Annotated in this window: 28 protein-coding genes and 1 tRNA gene; 13 read left to right on the forward strand and 16 right to left on the reverse strand. The window is 44.7% G+C overall.

Annotation, left to right across the window (positions count from 1 at the left end):
• The first annotated feature begins 60 nt into the window (after nucleotides 1–60).
• The gene (gene pyk, locus HWN40_RS03255; protein WP_176966256.1) at nucleotides 61–1,500 is read left to right on the forward strand and encodes a pyruvate kinase; all 1,440 of its coding nucleotides are present in this window, start codon (nucleotides 61–63) and stop codon (nucleotides 1,498–1,500) included.
• 6 nt (nucleotides 1,501–1,506) lie between these two features.
• Here pyk and HWN40_RS03260 read toward each other — a convergent pair whose 3' ends face one another.
• The 4 genes from HWN40_RS03260 to HWN40_RS03275 all read right to left on the reverse strand — a co-directional run bounded on the left by HWN40_RS03260 (nucleotide 1,507) and on the right by HWN40_RS03275 (nucleotide 3,961).
• Nucleotides 1,507–2,487, reverse strand: a complete 981-nt coding sequence (locus HWN40_RS03260) for a formylmethanofuran dehydrogenase (protein WP_176964412.1) — start codon at nucleotides 2,485–2,487, stop codon at nucleotides 1,507–1,509.
• 6 nt (nucleotides 2,488–2,493) lie between these two features.
• Complete coding sequence (locus HWN40_RS03265; RefSeq protein WP_176964413.1) at nucleotides 2,494–2,862, reverse strand: ATP-binding protein; 369 nt, start codon at nucleotides 2,860–2,862, stop codon at nucleotides 2,494–2,496.
• A 16-nt stretch (nucleotides 2,863–2,878) separates the two neighbouring features.
• Nucleotides 2,879–3,223, reverse strand: coding sequence for a CGGC domain-containing protein (locus tag HWN40_RS03270; RefSeq protein WP_176966257.1), 345 nt, complete (start codon nucleotides 3,221–3,223; stop codon nucleotides 2,879–2,881).
• 69 nt (nucleotides 3,224–3,292) lie between these two features.
• Complete coding sequence (locus tag HWN40_RS03275; protein ID WP_176964414.1) at nucleotides 3,293–3,961, reverse strand: nitrite/sulfite reductase domain-containing protein; 669 nt, start codon at nucleotides 3,959–3,961, stop codon at nucleotides 3,293–3,295.
• Between the two features lie 89 nt (nucleotides 3,962–4,050).
• Between HWN40_RS03275 and HWN40_RS03280 the strand changes: the two genes are divergently transcribed.
• From HWN40_RS03280 to HWN40_RS03295, 4 genes are all read left to right on the forward strand, one after another.
• Nucleotides 4,051–4,407 carry a winged helix-turn-helix transcriptional regulator gene (locus tag HWN40_RS03280; protein WP_176964415.1) on the forward strand — a complete coding sequence of 119 codons (357 nt, stop codon included), beginning with the start codon at nucleotides 4,051–4,053 and terminating at the stop codon, nucleotides 4,405–4,407.
• Between the two features lie 98 nt (nucleotides 4,408–4,505).
• Nucleotides 4,506–4,745 (forward strand): PspC domain-containing protein, encoded by a 240-nt coding sequence (locus HWN40_RS03285; protein ID WP_176964416.1) that lies wholly within the window; start codon nucleotides 4,506–4,508, stop codon nucleotides 4,743–4,745.
• A 132-nt stretch (nucleotides 4,746–4,877) separates the two neighbouring features.
• The gene (locus tag HWN40_RS03290; protein ID WP_176964417.1) at nucleotides 4,878–5,477 is read left to right on the forward strand and encodes a YbhB/YbcL family Raf kinase inhibitor-like protein; all 600 of its coding nucleotides are present in this window, start codon (nucleotides 4,878–4,880) and stop codon (nucleotides 5,475–5,477) included.
• Nucleotides 5,478–5,511: 34 nt separating this feature from the next.
• Nucleotides 5,512–6,831 (forward strand): glycerate kinase type-2 family protein, encoded by a 1,320-nt coding sequence (locus HWN40_RS03295; protein WP_176964418.1) that lies wholly within the window; start codon nucleotides 5,512–5,514, stop codon nucleotides 6,829–6,831.
• Between the two features lie 38 nt (nucleotides 6,832–6,869).
• Here the strand turns inward: HWN40_RS03295 and HWN40_RS03300 are convergent, their stop codons facing one another.
• The gene (locus HWN40_RS03300; RefSeq protein WP_176964419.1) at nucleotides 6,870–7,712 is read right to left on the reverse strand and encodes a TatD family hydrolase; all 843 of its coding nucleotides are present in this window, start codon (nucleotides 7,710–7,712) and stop codon (nucleotides 6,870–6,872) included.
• Between the two features lie 120 nt (nucleotides 7,713–7,832).
• On the opposite strand from HWN40_RS03300, the gene HWN40_RS03305 reads away from it, so the two are divergent.
• The 3 genes from HWN40_RS03305 to HWN40_RS03315 all read left to right on the forward strand — a co-directional run bounded on the left by HWN40_RS03305 (nucleotide 7,833) and on the right by HWN40_RS03315 (nucleotide 11,007).
• Nucleotides 7,833–8,066, forward strand: coding sequence for a hypothetical protein (locus HWN40_RS03305; RefSeq protein WP_176964420.1), 234 nt, complete (start codon nucleotides 7,833–7,835; stop codon nucleotides 8,064–8,066).
• 253 nt (nucleotides 8,067–8,319) lie between these two features.
• The gene (locus HWN40_RS03310; RefSeq protein ID WP_176964421.1) at nucleotides 8,320–10,545 is read left to right on the forward strand and encodes an NADP-dependent isocitrate dehydrogenase; all 2,226 of its coding nucleotides are present in this window, start codon (nucleotides 8,320–8,322) and stop codon (nucleotides 10,543–10,545) included.
• Nucleotides 10,546–10,809: 264 nt separating this feature from the next.
• Nucleotides 10,810–11,007 carry a YegP family protein gene (locus HWN40_RS03315; protein WP_176964422.1) on the forward strand — a complete coding sequence of 66 codons (198 nt, stop codon included), beginning with the start codon at nucleotides 10,810–10,812 and terminating at the stop codon, nucleotides 11,005–11,007.
• 114 nt (nucleotides 11,008–11,121) lie between these two features.
• On the opposite strand, the gene HWN40_RS03320 is transcribed toward HWN40_RS03315, so the two are convergent.
• Nucleotides 11,122–12,465, reverse strand: a complete 1,344-nt coding sequence (locus HWN40_RS03320; RefSeq protein WP_176964423.1) for a homocitrate synthase/isopropylmalate synthase family protein — start codon at nucleotides 12,463–12,465, stop codon at nucleotides 11,122–11,124.
• 257 nt (nucleotides 12,466–12,722) lie between these two features.
• Here HWN40_RS03320 and trpY point away from each other — a divergent pair, with 257 nt between their 5' ends.
• The gene (trpY, locus tag HWN40_RS03325) at nucleotides 12,723–13,226 is read left to right on the forward strand and encodes a TrpY family transcription regulator (protein WP_176964424.1); all 504 of its coding nucleotides are present in this window, start codon (nucleotides 12,723–12,725) and stop codon (nucleotides 13,224–13,226) included.
• On the opposite strand, the gene HWN40_RS03330 is transcribed toward trpY, so the two are convergent.
• Together HWN40_RS03330 and HWN40_RS03335 are read right to left on the reverse strand one after the other, a co-directional pair.
• Nucleotides 13,227–14,435: an NAD(P)/FAD-dependent oxidoreductase gene (locus tag HWN40_RS03330; protein ID WP_176964425.1), complete on the reverse strand. Its 1,209-nt coding sequence runs from the start codon at nucleotides 14,433–14,435 to the stop codon at nucleotides 13,227–13,229. It lies immediately after the preceding gene.
• The gene (locus HWN40_RS03335) at nucleotides 14,416–15,144 is read right to left on the reverse strand and encodes an HAD family hydrolase (RefSeq protein WP_176964426.1); all 729 of its coding nucleotides are present in this window, start codon (nucleotides 15,142–15,144) and stop codon (nucleotides 14,416–14,418) included. Before HWN40_RS03335 ends, HWN40_RS03330 begins: the two co-directional genes overlap by 20 nt.
• 151 nt (nucleotides 15,145–15,295) lie before the next feature.
• Here HWN40_RS03335 and HWN40_RS03340 point away from each other — a divergent pair, with 151 nt between their 5' ends.
• Nucleotides 15,296–15,445: a hypothetical protein gene (locus HWN40_RS03340; RefSeq protein WP_176964427.1), complete on the forward strand. Its 150-nt coding sequence runs from the start codon at nucleotides 15,296–15,298 to the stop codon at nucleotides 15,443–15,445.
• 308 nt (nucleotides 15,446–15,753) lie between these two features.
• Here HWN40_RS03340 and HWN40_RS03345 read toward each other — a convergent pair whose 3' ends face one another.
• From HWN40_RS03345 to HWN40_RS03355, 3 genes are all read right to left on the reverse strand, one after another.
• Nucleotides 15,754–16,473: a helix-turn-helix transcriptional regulator gene (locus HWN40_RS03345; RefSeq protein ID WP_176964428.1), complete on the reverse strand. Its 720-nt coding sequence runs from the start codon at nucleotides 16,471–16,473 to the stop codon at nucleotides 15,754–15,756.
• A 246-nt stretch (nucleotides 16,474–16,719) separates the two neighbouring features.
• On the reverse strand, nucleotides 16,720–17,658 hold the full coding sequence (locus tag HWN40_RS03350; RefSeq protein WP_176964429.1) for an alpha/beta hydrolase: 939 nt from the start codon (nucleotides 17,656–17,658) through the stop codon (nucleotides 16,720–16,722).
• Nucleotides 17,659–17,682: 24 nt separating this feature from the next.
• Nucleotides 17,683–17,754: transfer RNA gene (locus HWN40_RS03355), tRNA-Arg, on the reverse strand.
• A gap of 394 nt (nucleotides 17,755–18,148) precedes the next feature.
• Between HWN40_RS03355 and thiS the strand changes: the two genes are divergently transcribed.
• Nucleotides 18,149–18,343, forward strand: coding sequence for a sulfur carrier protein ThiS (gene thiS, locus HWN40_RS03360; protein ID WP_176964430.1), 195 nt, complete (start codon nucleotides 18,149–18,151; stop codon nucleotides 18,341–18,343).
• Between the two features lie 7 nt (nucleotides 18,344–18,350).
• Here the strand turns inward: thiS and fdhD are convergent, their stop codons facing one another.
• The 3 genes from fdhD to HWN40_RS03375 are packed head-to-tail and all read right to left on the reverse strand — an operon-like array spanning nucleotide 18,351 to nucleotide 20,699.
• Nucleotides 18,351–19,157, reverse strand: a complete 807-nt coding sequence (fdhD, locus tag HWN40_RS03365) for a formate dehydrogenase accessory sulfurtransferase FdhD (protein WP_176964431.1) — start codon at nucleotides 19,155–19,157, stop codon at nucleotides 18,351–18,353.
• A gap of 1 nt (nucleotide 19,158) precedes the next feature.
• Entirely contained in the window at nucleotides 19,159–20,340 is a 1,182-nt protein-coding gene (locus HWN40_RS03370; protein ID WP_176964432.1) for an aminotransferase class V-fold PLP-dependent enzyme, read from the reverse strand.
• Nucleotides 20,341–20,384: 44 nt separating this feature from the next.
• Nucleotides 20,385–20,699 carry a transcriptional regulator gene (locus HWN40_RS03375; RefSeq protein WP_176964433.1) on the reverse strand — a complete coding sequence of 105 codons (315 nt, stop codon included), beginning with the start codon at nucleotides 20,697–20,699 and terminating at the stop codon, nucleotides 20,385–20,387.
• A 135-nt stretch (nucleotides 20,700–20,834) separates the two neighbouring features.
• Between HWN40_RS03375 and HWN40_RS03380 the strand changes: the two genes are divergently transcribed.
• The gene (locus tag HWN40_RS03380) at nucleotides 20,835–21,572 is read left to right on the forward strand and encodes a HesA/MoeB/ThiF family protein (RefSeq protein WP_176964434.1); all 738 of its coding nucleotides are present in this window, start codon (nucleotides 20,835–20,837) and stop codon (nucleotides 21,570–21,572) included.
• Between the two features lie 13 nt (nucleotides 21,573–21,585).
• Here HWN40_RS03380 and nadA read toward each other — a convergent pair whose 3' ends face one another.
• Nucleotides 21,586–22,518, reverse strand: a complete 933-nt coding sequence (gene nadA / locus HWN40_RS03385) for a quinolinate synthase NadA (protein WP_176964435.1) — start codon at nucleotides 22,516–22,518, stop codon at nucleotides 21,586–21,588.
• A 265-nt stretch (nucleotides 22,519–22,783) separates the two neighbouring features.
• On the opposite strand from nadA, the gene HWN40_RS03390 reads away from it, so the two are divergent.
• Nucleotides 22,784–24,169, forward strand: a complete 1,386-nt coding sequence (locus HWN40_RS03390; RefSeq protein WP_176964436.1) for a sensor histidine kinase — start codon at nucleotides 22,784–22,786, stop codon at nucleotides 24,167–24,169.
• A 69-nt stretch (nucleotides 24,170–24,238) separates the two neighbouring features.
• Here HWN40_RS03390 and HWN40_RS03395 read toward each other — a convergent pair whose 3' ends face one another.
• Complete coding sequence (locus HWN40_RS03395) at nucleotides 24,239–24,604, reverse strand: DUF1641 domain-containing protein (RefSeq protein WP_176964437.1); 366 nt, start codon at nucleotides 24,602–24,604, stop codon at nucleotides 24,239–24,241.
• Between the last annotated feature and the right edge of the window lie 6 nt (nucleotides 24,605–24,610).

Below are 24,610 nucleotides of genomic sequence, written 5' to 3' on the forward strand. Positions count from 1 at the left end.
AACCTTAATTCGGTCAGTTCCATATGGTAAGTAAAGGTGGAACTGAGGATGGATGAAACAATGCACCTGTCAGAGAACAAAACCAAGATCGTGTGTACGATTGGTCCCGCATCTTCTTCCGAGGATGTTCTGAGGGAGCTGATACTGAGTGGTATGAACGTTGCAAGGCTGAACTTCTCTCATGGTGATCTGGAAGACCAGCGAAAGGTGATCAAAAGAATAAGGGCCCTGTCATCAGAGCTGAACAGGGTGGTCACAATACTGGCAGATTTGCCTGGTCCTAAGATGAGGGTTGGTAGTTTCTCTGAAGAGCCGGTGTTTTTGAAAAAAGGGGAAAAAGTGACCTTGACCACAAAGGATGTAGCGGGAACGGAATCACTGATCCCTGTGAACTACCAGAGATTATCCGAAAGCATAGATGTAGGCAAACCTCTCTATCTCAATGACGGTTTTATTCAGCTGGAATGTACTGATATACAGGGTGATTATGTTCATTGTGAAGTAGTGGTCGGAGGTCCCCTCTCTTCCAATAAAGGACTAAATATACCGGGGTCGGCCCTTTTCATTGACCCGATCACAGGCAGGGATTTGGAAATTGTTGATTTTGCCCTCGAAGAAGGACTGCATGTATTTGGTGTGTCCTTTGTGGAATCCGGGGAAGACATCAGGAAACTGCGTGCTTATGCGGCAGATAAAGGAAAAAAGATATTCATCGTTGCCAAGATCGAGAGGGAAGCTGCTGTAAGGAATATCAACGAAATCATCAGGGAAAGTGATGGTATCATGATAGCCCGCGGGGATCTGGGTGTGGAAATACCCATTGAGAATGTCCCGGTAGTGCAGAAGGACATCACACACAAGGCAAACCTTCTCAGCAAACCGGTGATCACTGCTACCCAGATGCTCGAATCCATGGTCGAGAATATCCGTCCTACGAGAGCAGAGGCAACGGATGTTGCGAATGCTATTATAGACGGCACGGATGCGGTGATGCTCTCGGCAGAAACTGCTGTGGGTAAGTATCCTGTGGAAACAGTGAAGATGATGGTGCAGATCGCAATTTCCACTGAGGAATGGAGAAGTAAGACCAAGGAAGGCATAGAACTTATGAAAAGGGCTCTGCGTCGCATGCACCTTGGTGTGGAGGATATGATCTCCATGCAGGTCAATGATGCTCTCCAGGTACTGGAAATAAAATATGTTGTCACTCCCACGGTATCAGGAAAGACCCCGAGAAATATCTCCCGCTTCAGACCCGACCGTTGGATACTTGCATTCAGCCGCTATGCCAATACATGTGAGCAGCTTGCTCTGCAGTATGCTGTCTACCCGACATACGTAAAGGATGGTGTGGATGACTGGGAAGCCCTTGCAACCGGGCATCTGAAAAGATCAGGAATCGTAGGTACTGGCGATATGATCATTCTCACACAGGGACAGCCATCAGGTCGTGGTCGTCCCGGAGGAACAAATCTGCTCAAATTCATTGATATTGAATGATCACTATCATTCAATTTTCCTCATAACAATGGATCCGTCCCTCATACGGACTTCCATATATTTCTCTTTTTCCTCGCCGACTTCGTATTTATTGTAGAGCATGGACTCCACTCTTCCGGCGTCCATTAGTTTTCTTATGAGAGAGATGTCATTTCCTTTCATTCTGACCTTTGTGGCAGGCGGGCTGGCCTTTACTTTAGCTTTTGAATAGATCGATCCGCCTGACATGCCGGCTCCGATAAATCCCTTTGCTTCATGGAAGGTGAGTATTCCGCTTTTCATATACGCGCCTGCAAATTCTCCTACACTTCCCTGAACGATAACTGTCCCGCCGTCAAGGTGGGATCCTACATTCATGCCTGCATTACCGTGGACGGTAACAACACCCTCTTTCATAAGGACACCTGTTCCGTTGTGGGTATTACCTTTGATAATTATGTTCACGTGTTTGTGGCACCGTGCACCAACCGTACCTCTGGGAATGCCGTCATCCAGGATCAGTGTCCCTTCGTCTGCATTGTATCTATTTGAGATGATAACATCACTACCTGGACCGTTGCAGACAATATCAGTGACAGAGCGGAATTTGCGGTAGCCATCGATATCCGAGACAACTTCAATGATATTCCCAAATGGCTCCTCTATCTGCCCACTAATATAGAGTATGCCGGATACCATTCCCATTCCAGCTTCAGAACCGACATTCCCGTCAAGGAATACCCTTCCTGCGTTTTCGGCATTTCCGCTTCCGCCAAAGTGTTTCAGGTCGGCACCCATGCTATATGCAAAGTTCTTACCTGCATCTCCTTTGATGTGTACCTCCTCCTCTGCCTTCAAACTTCTTACAAGGTCGCCGTAGCTGTACTGTGTATCTTTCTGGCCGGGTATTACATCATCGGATCCGATATCCTGATTATGCCAGTGGAAATTGAATGTATAATCACACAGGTAGTCTGCTGGCCCTGTAAGTTCAATCTCAAGTTTCATGCAATATTATCCGTGTATCAACTGCGGAAGACAGCGTGTGCATACCCACAGGCTTTCCATGCCGTGCCTGACAGGGAGCAGGTACGCATTATCTTCTCCGCAACCGCATTTGAAACATTGTATGGATGAATCTGTCTTTTTGGGCTGGGCTTCGGCCTTCTCAGGGTTGAATTCCAGTGCCTGTCTTTGTTCTACAGTTATCGCACCGACAGGACATACTCCGATACAGAATCCCATTCCGTCACAGAGTTCCTCAGATACGACCTTAGCCTTGCCATCTACAAGCTCTATGGCACCCTCTGCACATGGGGCGATACACTTTCCACAGCCTGTACATTTCTCTTCATCTATCTTAACCATCGTTCTATTGACCATGATATTTTCCCCACTATCAGTGATGTGTTCCTTCAATAATTTCTATATCTGCATCCATGATAGTCTTTTTTATTTCATCTATATGCGGGCATCTGGGATAATTTTCCATCTGCATGCAAGAGCTCAGATGTACCACATCAACCCCGCGCTTTTTGATCGCTTTGATCAGGCGATATACCCTTCTTCCGGAACATCCGCCGCATGTAAAAAAGGCTACCATTTCAGCTTTATCATCATAATTGTTGAAATGCATGCTGCGTTTGTTAAATGCCATGAAGCAGCCTACTCCCGGACATGCCTCGGAGACAATATCGCATCTTATAACTGCAATCTTTGTTATTTTTTCAGTATCTTCGATAATAGCAACTCCGTTTTAAGAAAAAGTGACGGGGAAAATCCCCGATTGACCCGGTTCTTTTGCAGGACCGGATTATCTGATTCCGACTTCTTCCTTGAACTTGTCAAGTCCCATCTCGTCGATCACTCTGCCAAGACGGTGCTTTGAATCATTGTTCTTGGTAAATTTAATGATTCTGTCTACCAGGTCAAGAACCTCATCCTCATCCAGCTCGTCTGCGATGATATCACCGATTCTTGGTTTAAGAGCTGCATTTCCTCCGACCATGACGGTATATCCTTTCCTTGTACCCATGATACCGATATCCTTTATAGCAGGCTCTGAACATGAGTTTGCACAACCGGATACAGCCATCTTGAACTTTGATGGTAATGGCATTCCATGATACTTTTCGTCGAGTTTGAGTCCAAGACCCACTGAGTCCTGTTGTCCGCGCTTACAGAATGTCGTACCTGGGCATATCTTTATGCTTCTTACACAAACTCCGATTGCAGCACCTGGTTTGATTCCAAGGTCATCCCATGCATTATCAAGGTCTTCTTCTTTCAGTCCGACAATGGCAACTCTCTGGGATGAGGTAACCTTTAGTGTTGCAGCATCATATTTTTCAGCAACATCCGCAATCTTACGCATTTGCTCTGCTGAGACGATACCACCTGGAAGGTGTGGTGCTATTGCATATGTTTGCTTGTCCCTTTGCAGAATTGCTCCCTTTTCAAGTAAATCTCTTGATCTTTCCATTATATCACTCCTTAATCGATAATATTTTACTTTACCCTGATATATTAAGTATAGTGGCTTATATATTGGATGGTTTCCAATTAGATATCATGAAAGACTGTACTATTTATAAAACGGTGGACATCATAGGGAAAAAATGGTCCCTGTGCATCCTACTCGAGCTCTACAAGGGCGAGAACAAAAAAAAGCGTTTCAATGAGCTAAAAGGCAAACTGCAGGATGTTACTCCCAAAACCCTGTCCACAAGGCTAAAAGAACTGGAAGAGCAGGGTTTTATTGAGAAGAATATCGATGATTCCACAGTTCCCATTAAGAGTGAGTATTCTCTGACCGAAGGCGGCGAGGATTTCATCAGGGTTATCCAGAATATAAAAAGATGGGGCCTTAAATGGAAATTTGAGAATGAGGAATGCGAGAATTCCAATTGCAGGCTTTGTCATTTGTAATTATTCCGTATATTCTCTTCTTTACAGGTAAGTTTATATGCTAACTTTTGCTAAAGTAGATGTGAAGAATAAAATTATCAGGATTGGGTAGTGAAAATATGGGCAAAGAATTGACAAGATCGAAGGACAACAGGATGATAGCAGGCGTATGCGGCGGAATCGGTGAATATATAGGTGTAGATCCTGTTGTGATACGACTTATCTGGGCAGTGATCACCATATTCAGTTTTGGGATAATTGGTGTCCTGGCCTATGTGATCGCCTGGGTTATCATGCCGGAAGAAAAGCAAGCAACTTCAGGCGGAATACAGTATGACAGCGAACAGGCAGAGCAGTAAAATCCTTCATTCTTTTTAAGACTCATATGAAGTGATTATTTCTACATAACTGTGGTGCAAAAGCGCTAAATAGTCAGCATGCTGAGTTTTAATCAGGATATGCTGTAATCCTTATCCTTCCGGGGTGTGTTCATGATATCCAGGAATTTGTCGGGATTTGTTATCGTTTTAATGATTCTGACATTTGTAAGTCTGGTTTCAGGATGCATAGCAGATAGCAGTAACGAATCACAGGAGGAACCGGATCGTCTTATCAACGAATCGGATGGGGATATACAGAATAATTCCGGGGAAGATGACATTATGATTACAAGTAGTGCTTTTGAAGATGGGGATAAGATACCGGCAAAGTATACATGTGACGGGGAAAATGTCAATCCTCCTTTTGAATTTGAGAATTTGCCCGAGGCAACAAAAAGTCTGGTATTGATTATTACAGACCCGGATGCCCCTTCAGGTAATTTCGTTCACTGGGCTGTATGGAACATAATACCCGAATCAGGGATTGAAGAAAACAGTGTCCCGGGTGTTGTGGGCCGGAACAGTTACGGAAAAGCTTCCTATACAGGCCCCTGTCCTCCCTCGGGCACTCACGAATTTGTATTCAGGGTATTTGCCCTTGACACCGAACTTGAACTGGAGGGAGGATCAAAGATCGATGAGCTGGAACAGGGTATGCAGGGGCATGTTCTTGCAGAAGGAAAACTGACTGCACTTTACGGGAGAGCTTAAAGAATGATTCTTTGTAGTCGGATAGAGGGATCACATGTCTGATGATTTGAGATCCGATGCCAGGGATATAGTTTCAAATATCATTTCTGGAGTGGACCCCTTCTCATGCGTTCTTAGGGCAGTAAGCAGGGAAGGTGACCGTCTCAATGTCGGGGCGGATTCATTCGATATATCTTCTTATGAGAATATCTATCTGGTAGCTTTCGGGAAAGCCTCGGTTGCCATGTCAAAGGCTCTGGAGGAAATTCTGGGAGATGATCTGTCCGGTGGTTGTGCGGTGACGAAGTATGGCTTTGGGGGATCACTGAAGAAAGTGAACATCATGGAGGCAGGTCACCCTATCCCCGATAAGAACGGTGTGATCGCGGCAGAGTGCATCCGTGACCTTCTGGAAAAGACCGGATCAAAGGACCTTGTATTTTTCCTGATCTCCGGAGGAGGCTCAGCACTTATGACCCTGCCGAGAAAAGGTATTTCCCTCTCGGATTTTATCAGCCTGACAAATAAGCTCATGCGTGTGGGAGCAACCATCGATGAGATCAATACAATAAGAAAACACCTGTCTGCTGTAAAGGGTGGAGGACTTGCGAAGATGGCTTACCCGTCAGAGTCTATCAGCCTTATTCTTTCGGATGTCGTGGGCGACCCCCTTGACGTCATCTCTTCCGGACCCACTGTGCCTGACAGGTCTACCTTTGAGGATTTCCAGCAAATTGTTGAAAAATACGATCTGAAATTGTCTCCTGCAGTAGAGGGCCTGGTTGAGGACGGACTTGAGGGTGTGGTGGAAGATACTCCCAAATCCGAAGGCCCGGTTTTTGAAAGATGTCATCATTACCTTGTAGGAAACAATTCCCTCGCGCTGCATGAAGCGGAAAAAAGGGCAAAGGAACTGGGATACAACACATTGGTGCTCACATCTTCACTGGTTGGCGAGGCAAGTGAGATCGCCAGGGTCTTTGCAGCCATTGCCAGAGAGGAAAGAAAGGAATCCAGGCCATTGTCACCCCCTGCCTGTATTCTTGCAGGCGGGGAAACCACTGTAAGGATAAAAGGGAAGGGCAAAGGTGGCAGATGCCAGGAGATGGCCCTGTCTTTTGCGCTTGAAACCCGGGGACTTGAAAACATCCTCTTTGTTCCGGCGGCAACAGACGGTAACGACGGTCCCACGGATGCTGCCGGGGCATTTGCGGATGGTTATTCCCTTGAGAAGAGCAAAAATGTGCACATAGATGCAAAGGCCCTGCTCCGGCAGAATAATTCGTATGAGTTCTTCAGGGAGATCGGAGATCTGCTCATTACAGGTCCCACGGGAACGAACGTAATGGACGTATATATTCTGCTGATCGGATGACGTATATGGCTTCGTAATGATTCCGTCAGACTTGGGTATTATATCTCGATATCCACATCGTAGACCTTCTCGGGATTTTCCTTGTGGACCTTCCAGAATGGCTCCTCTCCGAACTGCTCCACAAGTTTGAGGGTTCTTCTTGGAATCGTCTTTGGTCCCAGTACCGCACCCGGTCTTTCAGGATCGTCAATATAATCGGTTTCCATCATAAAGCGGGTTCCCTGCTCAAGCGCTTCTTCAATGGCTCCCTTGCCGGCAAGCACTCCCGGAAATATTCCTAGGTTCTCGCAGACATCAATCAGTGGTGGAGCATAGTGTTTGACCACCCTGTGTAGCTTGATACCTGTCTTTTTTGCACGCTCTGTGATATCAATAAGCTCAGGCTTACCCACGCTTTCTGTATGCAACTGGACTGCACAGTCAAGGTCTGCGGCAAGGCTGAAGGCATGTTCCATGATCTCGTTGGAAGCATCCCATACCTCTTCGGAAACAGGATAGTGAGGTCTTCCACTTTTCAACCCCACAGCCAGTCCTTTTTCCACATAGCCTGCAGCGACCTCCAGGCCGCCTTTCATTGTCTCAACTGCTTTTTCAAGGTCCATGTATTCGATGAGTTTTGTGATCTCTGCGGGATGGACTCCGAGGACCGGGAAGGATGTGATTCCAGTCTCGTTTATCTGTTTTGAGATGTCGATGGTTTCCTCAAAGACAGATATGTGGTCTTCGGGCTTTGTGACCTTAATTCCAAGTGTCCAGCTTGGCTTCATCACAAGGAATATATGAGTTCCACCTGTGTTCTGGAAATCCTTGACCGCCTTTAGACCTTTGGCTCTGGGGTCTATGTGCATATGTTCATCTGTGATCGGGAAATCAGGTGTCATGTTTGTTCATATGTTATCATGATGTAAAATTCTAGTGTTGTAGATTTCTCATTGAGTTAATTGCCGGAAAGATGTGAGTTGGTAAACATGTATAAATGATTCTGACATCAATAATCTCTCATGGATTTGACGATTTTTGTAAAGAAAAAGTATGTCTGGCTTAGCCTGTTATCCCTGGTAGGTCAGATAATTCTTATATCCATTGCCTCTGCAACCCTGTTCTATGCGGATCTTTCCTTAGAAGCGACTATTATTCTTATAGTTCTGTTAGTGGGTCTGATCTACGTTTTTTCTGTAACGATCCTGAGATTGATAAATCTGGCAAAGGTCACCGGACTTTACGGGAAAAGCTGAATTTTTGGTCTGATTCCGCTTTATTTTTTTCTTTTGGGCATGACATATATATGATGTAGTCGTTAATAAAGCAATTTGCTCTTTACGTTTATATGAATTATTGGAACGTGAGAATATGAGTGAAATACTTCGGGGATATAGTTAATACTGAAAAACGGAACTATTTGAAAATTATTTGTTTCCTGTCAAATTACAATTTGCTAAAAAACGTATTGCATTTGAGCAATATTAATTTACAGATAAAGGGATTAACATGTCACAGAAATCTACGATCATTTATACAAAAACCGATGAAGCTCCGGCTTTGGCAACCAGTTCGCTCCTGCCTATTGTACAGGCTTATGTGAAAAACGCCGGAATCACTATGGAAACGAGGGATATCTCCCTGGCGGGAAGGATCATTGCCCAGTTTCCCGAAAGACTGACGGAGGACCAGAAGATTTCCGATGCCCTTTCCGAATTGGGAGAGATGGTCTTAACTCCGGAAGCCAACATTATCAAATTACCCAATATCAGCGCTTCAGTTCCCCAGATAAAAGCGACAGTCGCAGAACTCCAGGCTAAAGGGTATGATCTGCCCGATTATCCCGAAAATCCTTCCAATGATGAAGAAAAGGCGATCAAAGCGAAATTCGATATTGCCAAAGGCAGTGCTGTTAACCCGGTACTTAGAGAAGGGAATTCTGACCGCAGAGTTCCTAAAGCTGTAAAAAATTATGCGAAAAAACATCCCCATTCCATGGGGGAATGGAAGTCCGATTCCAGATCCCATGTAGCCAGCATGGCTGAGGGAGATTTTTACGGCAGTGAAAAATCTGTTGAAATTGAAGAGGCTAGCAATTACAGAATTATCTTTACGGATGACGCTGGTAATAAAACAATATTAAAAGACAAAGCCCCTCTTCAGACCGGAGAGATCATTGATGCAGCTGTTATGAACAAAAAAGCGCTTCAGGCATTTCTGGCTGAACAGATAGAAGATGCCAGAGCTAAAGATGTCTTATTCTCCGTTCATTTGAAAGCGACAATGATGAAAGTTTCCGACCCTATTATCTTCGGTCATGTGGTCAAAGTCTTCTTTAAAGATATATTTGATAAATATGGTGATCTGCTTTCAGAATTGGGTGTAGATCCCAACAACGGACTGGGAGATCTCTATACAAAGATCCAGAATCTGCCTGAAGATAAACAGTCTGAGATCAAAGCAGATATCGAAGCTGTGTATACAAAAAGACCGGCATTGGCTATGGTTAACTCCGATAAGGGGATTACCAATCTCCATGTTCCCAGCGATGTTATCATCGACGCTTCCATGCCTGCAGCAATCCGCTCATCAGGCTGCATGTGGGGACCAGACGGGAAACTGAAAGATATGAAAGCCGTAATTCCAGACCGCTCTTATTCGGGAGTGTATCAGGAAACTATTGAGTTCTGTCAAAAACACGGTGCCTTTGATCCATCAAAAATGGGAAGCGTTTCCAATGTGGGGCTTATGGCGCAAAAAGCTGAAGAATATGGCTCACATGACAAGACCTTTGAGATGACTGGTACAGGAAAAGTTCAGGTTATCGATGACAACAGTAATGTACTTATTGAACAGCCGGTAGAGGAAGGAGATATCTTCCGCATGTGTCAGGCGAAAGACGCACCAATTCAGGACTGGATCAAGCTGGCCGTGAGAAGAGCCAGAGAGACAGGCGATCCTGCAGTCTTCTGGCTCGATGAGAACAGAGCTCACGACTTACAGCTCATTAAAAAAGTGAATAAATATCTGGAAGATCATGATACTGATGGTCTGGAACTATTGATCAAATCTCCTGTTGAAGCGACCAGGTTTTCATTGGAGAGAATTAAAGATGGCAAAGATACGATCTCTGTGACGGGAAATGTTTTGAGAGATTATCTGACAGACCTCTTCCCCATTCTGGAAGTGGGGACCAGTGCGAAAATGCTATCAATCGTTCCCCTGATGAATGGCGGTGGACTTTTCGAGACAGGAGCCGGCGGTTCGGCACCCAAACACGTACAGCAATTTGAATCGGAAGGTCACCTGCGTTGGGACTCTCTGGGGGAATTCCTGGCCTTAGCTGCTTCTCTGGAGCATCTGGGCAACAGTTATGATAATCCTAAAGCTCTGGTTTTAGCAGAAACATTGGATAAAGCAACAGAGCTTGTTCTGGAAAACGGAAAATCACCTTCAAGAAAAGTGAATGAGATCGATAACAGAGGATCTCATTTTTATCTGGCAATGTATTGGGCTCAGGCTCTGGCTGATCAGGAGAAAGATAGCCAGTTAAAAGCGATTTTTGAACCTGTGGCTAAAGATCTGGTGGAAAATGAAGAGAAGATTGCCAATGAGTTGTTAGAAGCTCAGGGTAAAGCTATGGATATCAAAGGATACTACGCTCCGGATGAGGAGTTGAGATCCCAGGCCATGAGGCCCAGTGCGACTTTGAATGGGATCATCGATTCTATTTAATTCTATTGTGGAAACAAAAGGAAAGCCCCGGTTTCGGGCGGGGCTTTTTAGTATCAAAATTAGCACTGTGATCAGGGAGCTAAAGCTTCCGCTTCTGCCTGGGTTGGGAAGACAGATGCGTCTTCTTTTACCGACCGGACTGCAGAATCACTTTATCCCCGGACATATCCCCAAACTTTTTAATAGATGGCTCTGCTAATCTATATCGGGGACTAATACAGGGAGTAGATAGCTTACCTGTTTTACATAAGGAGAGTGTATTATATGCCAAAATTTGAAATGTTCAGGGACAAGAGTGATAAGTACAGATTCAGGTTGAAGGCTCCGAACGGGGAGATCATTGCAGTCAGTCAGGCCTACGCAAGTAAGGCAGGTTGTATGAAAGGTATCGAATCCGTAAAGAACAACGCTCCAATCGCGGATGTTATAGAAATTGATGAGCCTGAAGATCATACAAGCTGATACGTCTCAGGACAATTTTCTCTAAAAAACAGATAATGGCGGAAATCCCGCCATACAATTCTGCTGGGTATTTCCAGCCAGCAGATAATATATTAAAAATTAATTATTTCTTGTTCAGTCTATGGTATCATGCATGCGCGGTTTGATGCCGGGTGTGGCCTCTGATTTGACTTCTTTTTCGCCGTCTTCATCACGATGCATTTCTTTTCTGACCATGGGGTTGAACATGAAGTATTTTTTGACGTATCCGAGAATTTCCTCATCGGAAATACATGAAACCCTTTTATCCTCATTGTAGAGCTTCTGGATATCGGCCTGTATGGAACGCAGACGCTTGTCATTCTTCTCTATCTCGATGTTAACATCCATCAGTTCATTCAGGGTCTCCTGTACCTTAAACCTCAGGACTTCAATACCTGACGAATCACCCACAAGGAAGTTCCTCTTTCCTCCAACGATCTCAGGTGGATATGGTTCGTAGGTGAACGGATTCTTGATTACACCTGCTGTGTGGATTCCTGACTCATGGGCAAAGACGTTGTTACCGATAACAGACTTGTTCCTTGGTATTCTGATACCGATCTCCTTCTCCATGTACCGGGAGAACTCGGCAACACAGTCAAGATTATATTTGTCGAATCCTTCAATACGCCTCTTCAGGAAAAGAAGCAGCTTTTCCATTTCTGCGTTACCTGATCTTTCCCCGATTCCAAGGAAAGTGACATTCGACCAGTTGGCGCCATGCCAGTAGCCTGCTAAAGAGTTCGGAACTGCAAGGCCGAAATCATCATGGCAGTGGGTCTCGATATTCTTGACGTTGATCTTTTCCTTGAGGTACCTGACAATGGTGGGTATGCCGTAAGGTTCATCCACACCTGTGAAAGGTACACCGTAACCGATTGTATCACAGATACGTATCGTACACTCTGGATCGATGTCTATGATCTTCTCGATAAGAGGGAAGACGAAATTATAGTTGTCAGCACGGGTCATATCCTCAATGTGTGCTCTTGTCCTGAGGCCATGGTCAACAGCGTACTGAAGTGCTTCCAAGTACTTCTCTTCAGCCGCCTCACGGCTTGGCAGACCCATCTTGTCGAAGATGTGCGGGTCTGACACTGACATGAGGATGCCTGTCTCTTCAATACCGTCAACATCCAGGACCATGTCTATGTCTGCAGGATTTGCACGGGCCCAGCCTGTGATCTCGGGGAATTCGTATCCCATGTCCTGCATCAGACTGATGGCTTTTCTGTCCCTTTCGTTGTAGACGAATGTCTCCAGCTTTTCAATGCCTATTCTGTGCAGATATTCGTATATCTTCACTTTGTGATGACTTCTCACAACGATACCTGGCATCTGGGCACCATCACGTATCGTACTGTCACTGATTGACACTTCCTGCCCATATGGCAATTTTATCTTCGGAAGGTCATCATAGTCCCTGTATGTTTTCATTCTGTTCCTCCTTTAAGAGCAAGCTGTCCGATATTCCCGGTAAAACTGACTTCTTTAGAAATGGCAGGATGATCTTTTTCCATCCGGATAACGAGCGTTTCAACTCCGGGTAAACGTGCGTTATTAAATAACTAGCAGACTGTATTAAATGACCTAATCCTTAAAATGCTTTTCTTCTTTCTTCTTTCAATAATGTTATCTGTTAGAGTGCCTGAATAACCTTAAATTCTTAATACTTTCAGGGATTACATGGTGTTATGTGGAGTATACTACTCAATAAATTTGAAAAACATCCCGCACAACAGAAAGTTCTGCGACTTCTGTTCGAGCGCGGCTTCCAGGTCAACGATGAAGGGAAGGTAATATCAGGTGCTATCGAAATCGCCCATACCCAGCTCGCAAGGGAGGCGGGTGTCGACAGGCGTGTTGTGGACTCGACAACAGAGACAATATTATCCGATGAACTCCTGCGCAAGATCTTCCAGAATGTAAGATCGATCCCCTTCCTGCGTGATGTAGCCCCGTTACTGGGACTTGGTGTCATCATAATCACGCCGGATGATGCGGTAAATAAAGGCATCATCGCAGAGGTATCCACAGTCATCGCGCATCATGATATAAGCATCAGGCAGGCGGTCTCGGATGACCCGTTCTTCACCACGGAGCCAAAACTTACAATAATCACTGATACAAAGGTTCCGGGTAGTATTGTTGAGGAACTCCTGGCTCTCAGAACGGTCAGAGGCGTAAGTATCTACTAATTAGAGCACAGCTTTTGCAAAGGCACTGAAAACCCCTAGCAGATGTCTGGAGTTTGATGGTCTAAGTAGTTTTTTTACGACTATTGATGGATGGTCCATATCACCGTACTCGGTGATTGTCTCAAGTATTGATTCTTTGTTCATGGAAGCTATAAGCTCATCCATCTTTTCATCTTCAAGTCCTGCAATAAAATTATGGATATTCATTCCGATCGCAAGTTCCCTGCCAAGTTTCTCTCTCCACCTGCGGTCATACTCTGAAAGCCTCTGTGCGGAATTATCATCCTCCAGTGCAGCCTTTGCAGCAAGCTCTCCTGCTATCTTGGCACACGCGGCGCCTGTATAGACTCCTCCGCCGGAAGTTGGTTTGACCTGTCCCGCAGCATCTCCTACAATAAGAGTACCTTCGGCATAGGTCTTTTCAAGCGGTCCGATGGGTATCCCTCCTGTCACAAGGTCTAGATGTCCTCCCCTGTGGCGTGACGCAATATGGGGGTTGTTTTTCAGCATTCGGTCAAGGCAGGTCAGAACACTTTCATCTGTATTGCTGTCAATTGCCAGTCCTATGCGTGATATCTTATCATCAACAGGTACAGCCCAGCCAAAGAACCCAGGTGCCTGTGAGCCGACGAAGAGTTCTACAAAGTCCGTATCAGGTGAGTTGTAAGGAGCTTCTATCTGTACTCCCGGCAGTATTTTTTTAACACTCCCGAGTCCTGCCATCCTTGCAATACGGCTACGCACACCATCGGCACCGATGACCACACCTGTTTTTATCTCTCTATGCTGACCGTTCTCAATTACGGATAATTTCTGAACACCGTTTACGTATTTCAGGTCCGTAGCCCTTGTATTGAGCTTTAGTTCAACACCACTTTCAAGTGCCATGGATGCAAGGGTCCTGTCAAAGTTCTTTCTTGAGACCACGTATGCCTTTTTCTCTTTACCATCGATGGGAAGGCTCTCCCCGTTCATGGGATGTACGAAGGCACCACGTACACTGTTCAGGACGAATCTGTCAGACGGTCTGACATCACACTCGGCTACCGCCCGCGTGCTCAGCAGTCCCGTACATCCCACTGGTGAACCAACGGATGCATGATCCTCCACCATCAGCACGCTTGCACCGTTTATGGCAGCATATCTTGCTGCCGTGGAACCCACAGGTCCGGCTCCGACTACGATGACATCATAATTCGTGTTCTTCATCTTCGTCTCCGTCTTTTATAAGCTCAAGTATATCGCTGAAGTTATTGAGCACATGATCCGGCTTTTCCTCAATATTCTCCCTGTCCATGTCGGTGTTCCTGTCCCCGTAGATCGCATGAGCTGTCAGCATTCCGAGACGTCTGGAAGGTGCGATGTCCCTTCTCAGACTGTCTCCTACAAACAGTGTTTCACTGGCTTCGAGTTTCATGGAATCAAGGGCGTAGGTGAATGCCCCGTGTGAAGGTTTTTTAGATCCGGTGATATCGAATGTGAAGAGCGAATCAAAGTGATCGTAAAGCCTGACCTTCTCCAGTCTTGCCCTGGCGTTCTTCATTTCCGCATCCGTAAGTATCCCCAGCATGATGTCCATTGACCTGAGCTTCGTTATGGTGTTCCTGACGCCGGGATAGAGTCGTACTGATCGTAGCTTCTCTTTTTCGTATATACCACAGCATTCAAGAAAACGGTTTTCGGAAAAGAGACCGTTGTCTTTCATATAATCACTTATGTTCTCGGTACTCTCAAACCCATGTATGCCCCTGCGGAAGTAATTGAAGAGTTCATGTCCGTCTCCATTGCCAATATGTTCAATAATAGCCGTACAGGCAGATATCTTTGCCTCCACAAAATCAAAGAGGGTGTTATCCATATCAAAGATAATTCCCCTGATATTGTTCTTATGCACCGGATACTGTCTGTCTGCAAACATCCTTTCACCCTGTTCGTGGAAAATAGTTTCTGAATCTATATTTAATATATTGTCAGCTGTAAATTTGATCAGTAATATATTTATATTTTGATTTTTTATATTACATCAAGGATTTTTCCATTGAGGGAATTTTCTGCCAGGAGGGAACAACTTGGTTACAGCGGCAAGCACTACCATAAGCAAGCGAAAAAGGACAACAGCTTCATATCACAATGAGAATGCTTACGAAAATGAGAGAGAGGGTTTTTATTCAGCCTGTGGACAGGCTTTTATACGCGTATCTCCGATCAAACGTGATTAACTGAATAAAGTCTATAAAAGTATCTTAAAGTGACGTCTTCCTGAGATAAAGCTTTAAGAACATTCTATTTCCTTTTGCCAATCTTTTGGTTTTATACTATTCCTTTCTCTTGTATATGGTAGTGCAAGGTTTGGTTATATACGAATAAATCCTAGATTTATATGTACACATCTTGACAACCTCAACCAACTAACTTTTACTAAGGGTGTGTACTGACCACTGAAGCACCTGCCCAGGTGCTTCAAAAACAATGGTCCAAACTTTAAGTGTTTGTAGAAGTCCCTTCCCGGAACAGATCAAGTCCGGGCTCAGTCGCTCAGTATTTCGGACCTGCTTTTGTAATAGTTGAAAAGTTCTTCACCCCATTTGATTGCCGTTGGTTCGGAACTCAGGATTATACGGTTAGTGCATCTTCCGTTTTTGTCAAGGAGTGAGAAAGACATGCACTGGTCACTTACAGTGATACTTACGGGTTTTGTTCTGTCCTTATAGATGGAAATATCTGAGTTACCACCGTTCAGAAGTATTCCGATCTCCTTCTCATATTCCTTTTTAAGCGATTGCGAGAGTGAATTCTCGCTAAACGGGCCATCGATCTGCGAATGTGTGTCGTCTTTGAATATGTTGTATACCTGATCCGTCATGATCACACTGACATCGACACCCTGGTCAAGAAAACTGGAATATGGCAGCAGATATGAAGGATGATATATGGAAATGAACGTTGATATGTGACTTGAACCGTTGATCCTTTTGAGCATCTCTTCCTGTTGTTCGAAGATACTTGGCAGGTTCGGCTCCAGCACTTCACACTCACCCAGCTCTCCTATCCTGTACAGCAATTCCTTTGGTATCGGGCTAAGGTCATGGTCTATCCAGTAATCCATGTTATTCTCATGCACGTCCAGGCTCATGAGGAGCTTTTCCATATTATCCACTATGGCTTCTCCTGTTGGTGTAAGAGCATAACTGTCCTTGTTATAGCTCAGGAGATTCCACTCAAGAAGCTTTTTTAATTGCGGTATCATGGATTTCCAGGGAAAATCGAAAAAATCCTTTATCTCTTCTTTTGTTTTCGGACCCTTTTTTAAGAGCAATAAAAGATTCTTCCTTTTCTCCGATAGGAATATGGTATCAAGTAAGGAAGACCTCGTTCTAAACCCCCACTCTTATTTGGACTTGCATACATATAAATCATTGCAAAAAGGCCTCCTATACATTGTTAGTTAACTAAATTCATTAACAGCTTTTCTTAAAAATCCCGGATTCCGAAATCAGTTAAATATCAGATCCAGTTCTTTTTCCAGATACCCCTCTGCGGCGTGGCTGTATCCATGAGTGTCCCCTGTAAGTCCATAGAAAGCTTTTGGTTCCTCTGCTTTTGAAAATGTCTTGTGTGCCATCTCATAGGGAACAATGCTGTCATTGACTGAATGGAACATGACCAGCCTGCGGGGTGGGATCATATCCAGGTAGTTATCCGGGTCTATGGATGTGTAGAACCTATAAGCAGTTTCATCCGCCACCATGTTCCTGTCAATGGAGTCTGTATCATAGCCACCTGTACTGATGGCGATCACGCCTTTTATATCAGGATCTATGGCAGTTGCAATAATTGCAAACCTTCCGCCGTTGCTAAGCCCCAGCATTGCGATATTATCCTCCACACGGGCCTGGTCCTGCAGAACATCAGCAGCCATCATGGCATCGTATACCATCAGGTATTCCAGAGGCTCCTCGCCTTTTTTGAAAAGCTCGAGATCTGATTCGGGGTTGATGCCTCCCAGATTGCGCTGGTCTATCGTAAACGATGCATATCCCAGCTCTGCTAATGTTTCAGGCACTCTATTCTGCATTTCCTTTGTGACACCTGCTCCGGGAAGTAATACCACTCCCGGAACTCTGGTATCAGACTGTGGTATTCTTAGAATTCCCTCTATCTGAGCTCCCCGGCTTTCAAAAGTGATAAGTTTCAGGGTATCAGTGGTGTTACCGTTCAGCTCTTCATAACTATATTGAATCTCTTCCATCCGGGCATAGGATAGTATTCCTTCATCAGAAACGGTCCACCCATCATCATCTTCCGGGTTCAGATCTATTCCCAAAAATCCTGCAACTATAAGGAGAACTCCCAGTACCATCACGATTCTGCGTTTCCGGATATTTTGATCAGTTGAAGAGTTCTTCTTTTTTGAATTTTGCTTTTTACTCATGTTCACAGGACCGGGAGTCTGTTACGGACCTGCCGGGAATCGAACCCGGGTTCTAAGCTCCGGAGGCTCAAGTGATATCCGCTACACTACAGGTCCATTTAAAATGATTATTTGCAGCCTGTGATTATACGTCATTAAAGATAAATTTGATGCATAATACTTTCACTGGCCCGATTTTGAAAACCCCGTTAAAAGACTCAGAAGAAATGGTGGGGGCGGATTTCTGAGAGACTAGCAGTTTTAGGAGGTGTGATTCATGTTGGAGAAGGCCCCGCACCGAAGACTCCTATTACCTCTCCATAAATAAGTCATTGGCAAATAATACATATAGTCAAAAGTAAGATATTTAGGCTCTATAGTTCAGCAATTTTATTCAGTATCTTTACTATTTTTCACAGCACTTAAATATGGGTTTGATCTATCTGCACATTCACAATCGTGAATACAAGTCTTTTGTAAGCATTACTAAAATCATAAGAGTTGTAAGTAAATGAAAATAAACTTAAGTTCCGGAAAAACAAAAGAGATGGATATCGATTCCTTGACTGTGGAGAATCTCCTCTCGGAGCTTCAAATCAGCCAGAGCGAGGTCATAGTGGTCATGAACGGTGAGGTAATACCCGAGGATCATGTCCTCCGCAATGAGGATGAGATCCGTATTATCCACGTTGTTTTTGGCGGTTAAGCCCGGATCATATCTCTTTCTCTTCTTCCATCTTTGCTTCGAGATAGCCGGCATCCCCGGAGGACATATCTGCTACGCGCTGTCCTCCTGAATAGATATTCATCTTCTTCCCTCTGACAAAGCCGATTATAGTCAGCCCTCTGGCCTTTGCTATATCAATCGCCAGCGTTGTGGTGGCACCCCTTGAGATTATGGCCGGGATATTTGCCACAAGACATTTACGTACCATCTCAGAAGATATCCTTCCTGAGCATATAACATATGTTTCCGAAAGGTCGATATCCTTCTCCAGGGCATATCCTATCACCCTGTCCAGGGCATTATGCCTGCCTATGTCCTCCACAACCGCTACCCTGCCATCTTTGCCATACAGGCCGACTACGTGTATGCCTCCGGTCTTAACATGCAGTTCGGAATGCAGAGCCTCCTTCACGGATTCCCTTATGCTATCTGCATCGATCGTGAGGTCCGAATCTATTTCAGGAAGCTTCTCAACATCAAGGAAGGACATACTTCCGCCGCAGCCGCTTAGCACGGTTTTCTGCGATGTGAGTATTTTGAAGGGATTTGTCGTGAGTACACTTGCGGTATTTTCCTCAAAGCGGATAGATTCTATCTCTTCAATATCCTTGATGATACGCTCGGTATACAGAAAACCGATAACGAATTCCCTGAGCATCACGGGACTTGTCATGGCCGTGAGAGCATGGCGCCCATTTACGCTGACAGCAAGTGGCATCTCCTCTATGACCGGATGAACATCCTGTGTGAACGATTCCCCTTCTGCTTTGATACATGGTAACTCTCTGAACATCTCATAACCTCCGGGTGATCTCTTCAACTGTATCCAGAAGGAGGTCTATCTCTTCTTCTGTATTATAAAGGTAAACGCTTGCCCGTACAGTGCCATTCTGAAGTCCCATATATTCCATAAGTGGCTGGCAGCAATGTTCTCCTGATCTTGTGATCACACCGGAAGCCTCGTCAAGTATGTGTGATACCTCATGCGGATGTATCCCTTCCACATTGAAGGAAACTACCCCGATTCTGTGATCAAGTTCATGAGGACCGTAAAGATGCACGTTTTCTATCTCCTCAAGTCCCTGAATCAATCGGCCGGTGAGTTTTTTCTCATGTCTTTCGATCTTATCCGTTCCCAGCTTTTCCAGGTAATCGACGGCATATCCCAGACCTATCATGCCTGAGATGTTAGGTGTCCCTGCTTCAAATTTCTGATACCCTTCAGCAAGTGTATACTTATCCCGGGAAACACTGTCAATGGCCCCGCCTCCGAGTAATAGAGGTTCAATATCTTCTTCTTTCATCCAGAGTATGCCGGTTCCCGTGGGTCCGAGCATCTTATGGCCTGAAAAACAAAAATAATCACATCCTATCTCCTCTACATCTACCGGCATATGTGGAACCGACTGTGCGGCGTCCACCAGAAGTTTTGCTCCGTGTTCCTTGCATATCGATGCGATCTCCTTTACCGGCAGCACATTTCCAAGGACGTTGGATGCATGGGTCAGTGCTACCAGTCTGGTATTATCATCGATTGCGTCTTCAAAAGCAGCGGAATCTATGCTGCCATCCGGGTGAGGCTCGATCAGTGTAAAATCCACTCCTCTTTCACCCAGCTTCATCCAGGGAAGGAAATTTGAGTGATGTTCCAGCAGTGTACTCACAACTCTGTCTCCACTTTGCCATTTAATCCCGCAGGCAACCATGTTGACAGCTTCTGTGGTATTCCTGGTGAGAACAGTAGTGCCATTTTCACCGCCTATGAACTCCGCTACTTTCCTGTGTGCATCCCAGTAACGCTGGGTTGAGACCGTTGTCAGCCTGTGTACTCCTCTTCCTACGTTTGAGCGGTAATGCCTTTCAAATTCGTTCATTGCATGAATAACAGTTTCAGGAGAAAGGCTGGTTGCGGCATTGTCCATGTAGGCAAGATCCTTGAGGAGCGGGAAATCATTTCTGATGTTTTTTATGTCCATAGGATGCCTCCTCACAGATAAGCTGCGGGCTTGAATAAAAAACTCTATTTCTGATGACTGCACTGTTCATCTTCTTCACGCATCTGCATGCATATCCGGCATATTCTGGCAGGCAGGTCTTCTACACGCTTGTCTTTTATGTCCTGTGCAAGTACATGTATGGATTCCTTGATATTGTCCTCGAATACGATCTTGTAGCCTCTTTTCTTGGACAGGTACTGTGAGACTGCTGAAGGTGCCATATCGAGCTCTTTTGCGATTTCCTGCTGGCTCAGGCCGCAGTTAGCAAGTTCCTCTGCGATTGCTGCTCTTATGGCGGGAAGTACATCCCAGACTATCATCTGGCAGGGTAATTTCATAATATCTACTCGTTTCTGATCTTAAATAGCTGTTTTCAGTATCGATTCACGATTGAGGATTGATTTTTTATACTAAAGTAGCTTTTGCATGATTTGCAGGAGCAGGTTTTTTAGTCTTGAGATAAATCTGAAAGCATGTTGAGTGAGCAGGAACTAATACGCTATTCCCGTCAGATCATGCTCTTTGGAGAAGAAGGACAGAGAAGTCTGAAGAATGCACGTGTGTTCATTGCAGGCGCAGGTGGGCTCGGATGTCCGGTAGCGTTGTACCTTGCTGTTGCCGGTGTCGGTCATCTGAGGATCGCAGATAAGGATACCGTAGATCTTTCCAACCTTAACAGGCAGGTACTCCACTGGAATCCCGATATCGGCAAAGAGAAGGTAGTTTCCGTTGAAGAGAAAATCCATTCTATCAATCCTGATGTTGAGGTGGAGACCTTCAACTGTACCATAGACGGGTCAAACGTGTCGGAACTCATAGGAGACTCCGATCTTATAGTGGATGCCATGGACAACTATGATACGCGTTTTCTCCTGAACAGGGTATCTCGGGATAAGGGTATTCCTCTTATGCACGGGGCTGTCAGGGGTTTCGATGGCCAGGCAACAACCATAATACCAGGAAAAACCGCATGTCTGCATTGTCTTTTTCCTTCCGCTCCGCCGGGTGAGCTTTTTCCCATTGTTGGCGCCACCGCGGGTATAATTGCCATGGTGCAGGCAAACGAGGTTATCAAATACCTTGTTGGAAGCGGTGAGCTGCTTACGGACAGACTCCTGATCTGGAACGGCCTTTCTTCCGAGATGGAATATCTTAACTATAGTAAAAGATGCGACTGCAGTATTTGCAGCACAAATTCAGATGACGAATGAGCCGTTTTTCCTGTTAGCGGACCTCCAGCATTCTGGTTATTGCTTTGCGTGCCCTGTCTGCGGTCTCTTCCGGGACAACTATCCTTGGCGTAAGGCTTTCGAGAGAGTTGTACACTCTGGAGAGATCGGTCTTTTTCATGGTTGTGCATATTGCCTGTGGGGACAGCGGATAACACTCTTTGTCCGGGCAATCTTTTTTCATCCTGTGCAGTATTCCGATCTCCGTACCGATTATATACTCCTTGCCGGGACCTGTACAGACATGTTTGATCATTCCTGATGTGGAGTAGACTTCGTCCGCAAGATCAATTACCTCTGCCCTGCATTCGGGATGCACGAGAACTTCTGCATCCGGGTGTTGTCTGCGTGCCTCTTCCACGTCCAGGGTTGTGATCCTGTCGTGCACGAAACAGAAACCTTCCCATGGCAGTATTTCCTTATCGGTGAATCTTGCGACGTAAGATCCGAGGTTCCTGTCCGGGACAAATATAACCCTGTCCTCTTCCAGTGATTCCACAACCTTTACTGCATTGGAGGAAGTACAGCATATATCGCTCTCAGCTTTGACCTCGGCTGTGGTATTAACGTAACAGACGACTGCTGCATCAGGGAACCTCTCCTTCAGAACTCTCAGCTCGCCTGCAGTTATCATATCCGCCATTGGGCAGTTAGCCTCAGCCGCGGGCAGCAGGACTGTTTTATCAGGGGAGAGAATAGCTGCTGTCTCAGCCATAAAATCAACACCGCAAAAGACAATAACATCATTATCCAGGGTAGCCGCTTTTCTGGCGAGCTCCAGTGAGTCTCCGATAAAGTCAGCTATGTCCTGTACTTCAGGAATCTGGTAATTGTGAGCAAGTATTATGGCATCCCTTTCCTGCTTGAGCCTTTCAATCTCTTCTTTGAGTGAAACCGGGTCAGGATTCTCTTTGCTGATAACGTTCATGGATTCTACCTTTGTAAGTGATATTTTTCTCTTCCAGGTTTAAATATTCGACTATAATCGATATAGTCACAATTGTGAATGGTCATATATAAATGATGTTTAGATTAATATATTTTATTGTAGGTCAAAACCAAAAAGCAAATAAAGCTACCTTTCCGATATTAAGTAGCAAAAAAATATGAGTTCTCAAAAGCAGTCAGATCAATCAACAGATTTTACAAGAGCTGACAGCATCCTTTCATCATGTTATAGAGAAACAATAGCTGTGTTAATCATTCTTTCCGGTCTTTATCTGATAAGCACCCGAAATTATCTTCTATTTCACAGTCTTGCTGAGATATTCAGCATACTGGTGGCTTCATCAGTATTTGTGATTGTCTGGAACTCCAGATCATTCATGAAGAATAATTACCTGCTTCTTGTTGGTATATCCTATCTTTTTATTGCAATCATAGATCTTCTTCACACTCTTGGATATAGTGGAATGGGTGTTTTTCCAGGCTACGGTGCAAATTTTGCGACTCAGTTGTGGATATTGGCACGATATATCCAGAGTATCTCACTTTTAATTGCACCCTTTTTCCTAGATCGTTATCTTAACGCTCAAAAAACACTTATCATCTATTTTATAATAAGTTCTCTGCTATTATCATCAATTTTTATGGGCATGTTTCCGGATTGCTACATTGAAGGTTCCGGCCTTACCACTTTTAAGATCACAAGCGAATACCTGATCTCGCTGATACTGCTGGGAGCCCTTTTAATGCTTTTGAGGAACAAGGACAGATTCGACAGTTATGTGCTTAAACTTCTTTCGATATCCATTATTCTTACAATACTTGCCGAACTTGCATTTACGTTCTATATAGGTGTATATGACTTTTCAAATCTTGTGGGCCACTTTTTGAAACTGCTTTCGTTTTATCTGATGTACAAGGCTGTTATAGTAACAGGTCTTGCAAAACCATATGACCTCCTGTACAGGGATCTAAAATTAAATGAGGACAAACTGCGAAAGGAAAAGCAAGTCCAGGAAAATCTCTCCGAAACACTTGAACTTTTGAATAAGATTCTTCGACATGACATACTGAATGATTTGAATGTGATTTACATGGCACTGGATAACCTGAGCTACAGGGTAGATGCCGAAGAGATTAACATGTCAAAGGGTGCTGTTAACAGGAGTCTTAAGCTGATAAATGAAATGCGTGATCTGGAAAATTCTGAGTATTCAATCAAACCCGGTTCCCTTGAGTTAAAAGAGATGATATGGGAAATTTCAAAGGACTTCCCGGTTGAGATACATGTGGCGGGGGAATGTAGAGTGATAGCTGACAGGACACTGAATTCAGTAATAGCAAATATAATCAGAAATGCAATCCTGCATGGCAAAGCTGAGAAAATTGACGTCACACTGGAACAATCATCGGAAATGTGCGAGGTAAGAATTGCTGACAATGGGCAGGGTATTCCAGATGAGGCCAAGGCTCACATATTTGAAAAAGGATATAAGTATGGACAAACAGGCCATACGGGAGTTGGGCTGTACATTGCCAGTAAGATAGTGGAAAGATATGGTGAAATAACTGTGGAAGATAACTATCCAAAAGGGACAGTTTTTATATTGAAGTTAAAATCTCCTAATCACTAAAATAGAAAAATAGATCAGGAAATTTTCCGAATTCCTATTCCCTTTTGCTCTTTCAATTCCCAATAACTTTCAATCCCCGGCAGCCCTGCCTATCGCCTTCAGCAGCTCCAGCATGATACCAAGACCTTTCTGTAAGTCCTCATCCTGCATTTCTTTGAGTAAAGTCGCAACTCCTGCTTTTGGAGGATCAAGCAGGGCTTTGTCAAGCTGCGGGTCCTGCACTCCTCTCTCGATCACATCCACAAGATCGGTACTGATCATTGCATTGATTAGTTTGAAGTAAACCGCTGCTATCTCAGCCATGCCGTGTGCTGTCTGATCGTTCATGTAGTCCTGCAGGATCCTTGAGGTTCTTATCAGGTCCAGTAAAGCTTCAACATCCTCAGGTGCAATTTCAATTCCTGATATCTGGTTAGTAATAACTTCGTCTGCCATGTCGAT

This window comes from Methanolobus zinderi (assembly GCF_013388255.1).
GTDB classification, from domain to species: domain Archaea; phylum Halobacteriota; class Methanosarcinia; order Methanosarcinales; family Methanosarcinaceae; genus Methanolobus; species Methanolobus zinderi.

Bases quoted from the DNA above. Each gene is read 5' to 3' on its own strand.
- HWN40_RS03280 (WP_176964415.1), top strand. From the start codon at position 4,051: ATGAAAGACTGTACTATTTATAAAACGGTGGACATCATAGGGAAAAAA.
- HWN40_RS03295 (WP_176964418.1), top strand. From the start codon at position 5,512: ATGTCTGATGATTTGAGATCCGATGCCAGGGATATAGTTTCAAATATC.
- HWN40_RS03265 (WP_176964413.1), bottom strand. From the start codon at position 2,862: ATGGTCAATAGAACGATGGTTAAGATAGATGAAGAGAAATGTACAGGC.
- nadA (WP_176964435.1), bottom strand. From the start codon at position 22,518: ATGAACGTTATCAGCAAAGAGAATCCTGACCCGGTTTCACTCAAAGAA.
- trpY (WP_176964424.1), top strand. From the start codon at position 12,723: ATGTGGAGTATACTACTCAATAAATTTGAAAAACATCCCGCACAACAG.
- HWN40_RS03285 (WP_176964416.1), top strand. From the start codon at position 4,506: ATGGGCAAAGAATTGACAAGATCGAAGGACAACAGGATGATAGCAGGC.
- HWN40_RS03345 (WP_176964428.1), bottom strand. From the start codon at position 16,473: ATGATACCGCAATTAAAAAAGCTTCTTGAGTGGAATCTCCTGAGCTAT.
- HWN40_RS03330 (WP_176964425.1), bottom strand. From the start codon at position 14,435: ATGAAGAACACGAATTATGATGTCATCGTAGTCGGAGCCGGACCTGTG.
- HWN40_RS03395 (WP_176964437.1), bottom strand. From the start codon at position 24,604: ATGGCAGACGAAGTTATTACTAACCAGATATCAGGAATTGAAATTGCA.
- HWN40_RS03275 (WP_176964414.1), bottom strand. From the start codon at position 3,961: ATGGAAAGATCAAGAGATTTACTTGAAAAGGGAGCAATTCTGCAAAGG.
- HWN40_RS03315 (WP_176964422.1), top strand. From the start codon at position 10,810: ATGCCAAAATTTGAAATGTTCAGGGACAAGAGTGATAAGTACAGATTC.
- HWN40_RS03370 (WP_176964432.1), bottom strand. From the start codon at position 20,340: ATGGACATAAAAAACATCAGAAATGATTTCCCGCTCCTCAAGGATCTT.
- HWN40_RS03310 (WP_176964421.1), top strand. From the start codon at position 8,320: ATGTCACAGAAATCTACGATCATTTATACAAAAACCGATGAAGCTCCG.
- HWN40_RS03350 (WP_176964429.1), bottom strand. From the start codon at position 17,658: ATGAGTAAAAAGCAAAATTCAAAAAAGAAGAACTCTTCAACTGATCAA.
- HWN40_RS03380 (WP_176964434.1), top strand. From the start codon at position 20,835: ATGTTGAGTGAGCAGGAACTAATACGCTATTCCCGTCAGATCATGCTC.
- pyk (WP_176966256.1), top strand. From the start codon at position 61: ATGCACCTGTCAGAGAACAAAACCAAGATCGTGTGTACGATTGGTCCC.
- HWN40_RS03305 (WP_176964420.1), top strand. From the start codon at position 7,833: ATGGATTTGACGATTTTTGTAAAGAAAAAGTATGTCTGGCTTAGCCTG.
- HWN40_RS03300 (WP_176964419.1), bottom strand. From the start codon at position 7,712: ATGACACCTGATTTCCCGATCACAGATGAACATATGCACATAGACCCC.
- thiS (WP_176964430.1), top strand. From the start codon at position 18,149: ATGAAAATAAACTTAAGTTCCGGAAAAACAAAAGAGATGGATATCGAT.
- HWN40_RS03260 (WP_176964412.1), bottom strand. From the start codon at position 2,487: ATGAAACTTGAGATTGAACTTACAGGGCCAGCAGACTACCTGTGTGAT.
- HWN40_RS03375 (WP_176964433.1), bottom strand. From the start codon at position 20,699: ATGAAATTACCCTGCCAGATGATAGTCTGGGATGTACTTCCCGCCATA.
- HWN40_RS03290 (WP_176964417.1), top strand. From the start codon at position 4,878: ATGATATCCAGGAATTTGTCGGGATTTGTTATCGTTTTAATGATTCTG.
- fdhD (WP_176964431.1), bottom strand. From the start codon at position 19,157: ATGTTCAGAGAGTTACCATGTATCAAAGCAGAAGGGGAATCGTTCACA.
- HWN40_RS03320 (WP_176964423.1), bottom strand. From the start codon at position 12,465: ATGAAAACATACAGGGACTATGATGACCTTCCGAAGATAAAATTGCCA.
- HWN40_RS03335 (WP_176964426.1), bottom strand. From the start codon at position 15,144: ATGTTTGCAGACAGACAGTATCCGGTGCATAAGAACAATATCAGGGGA.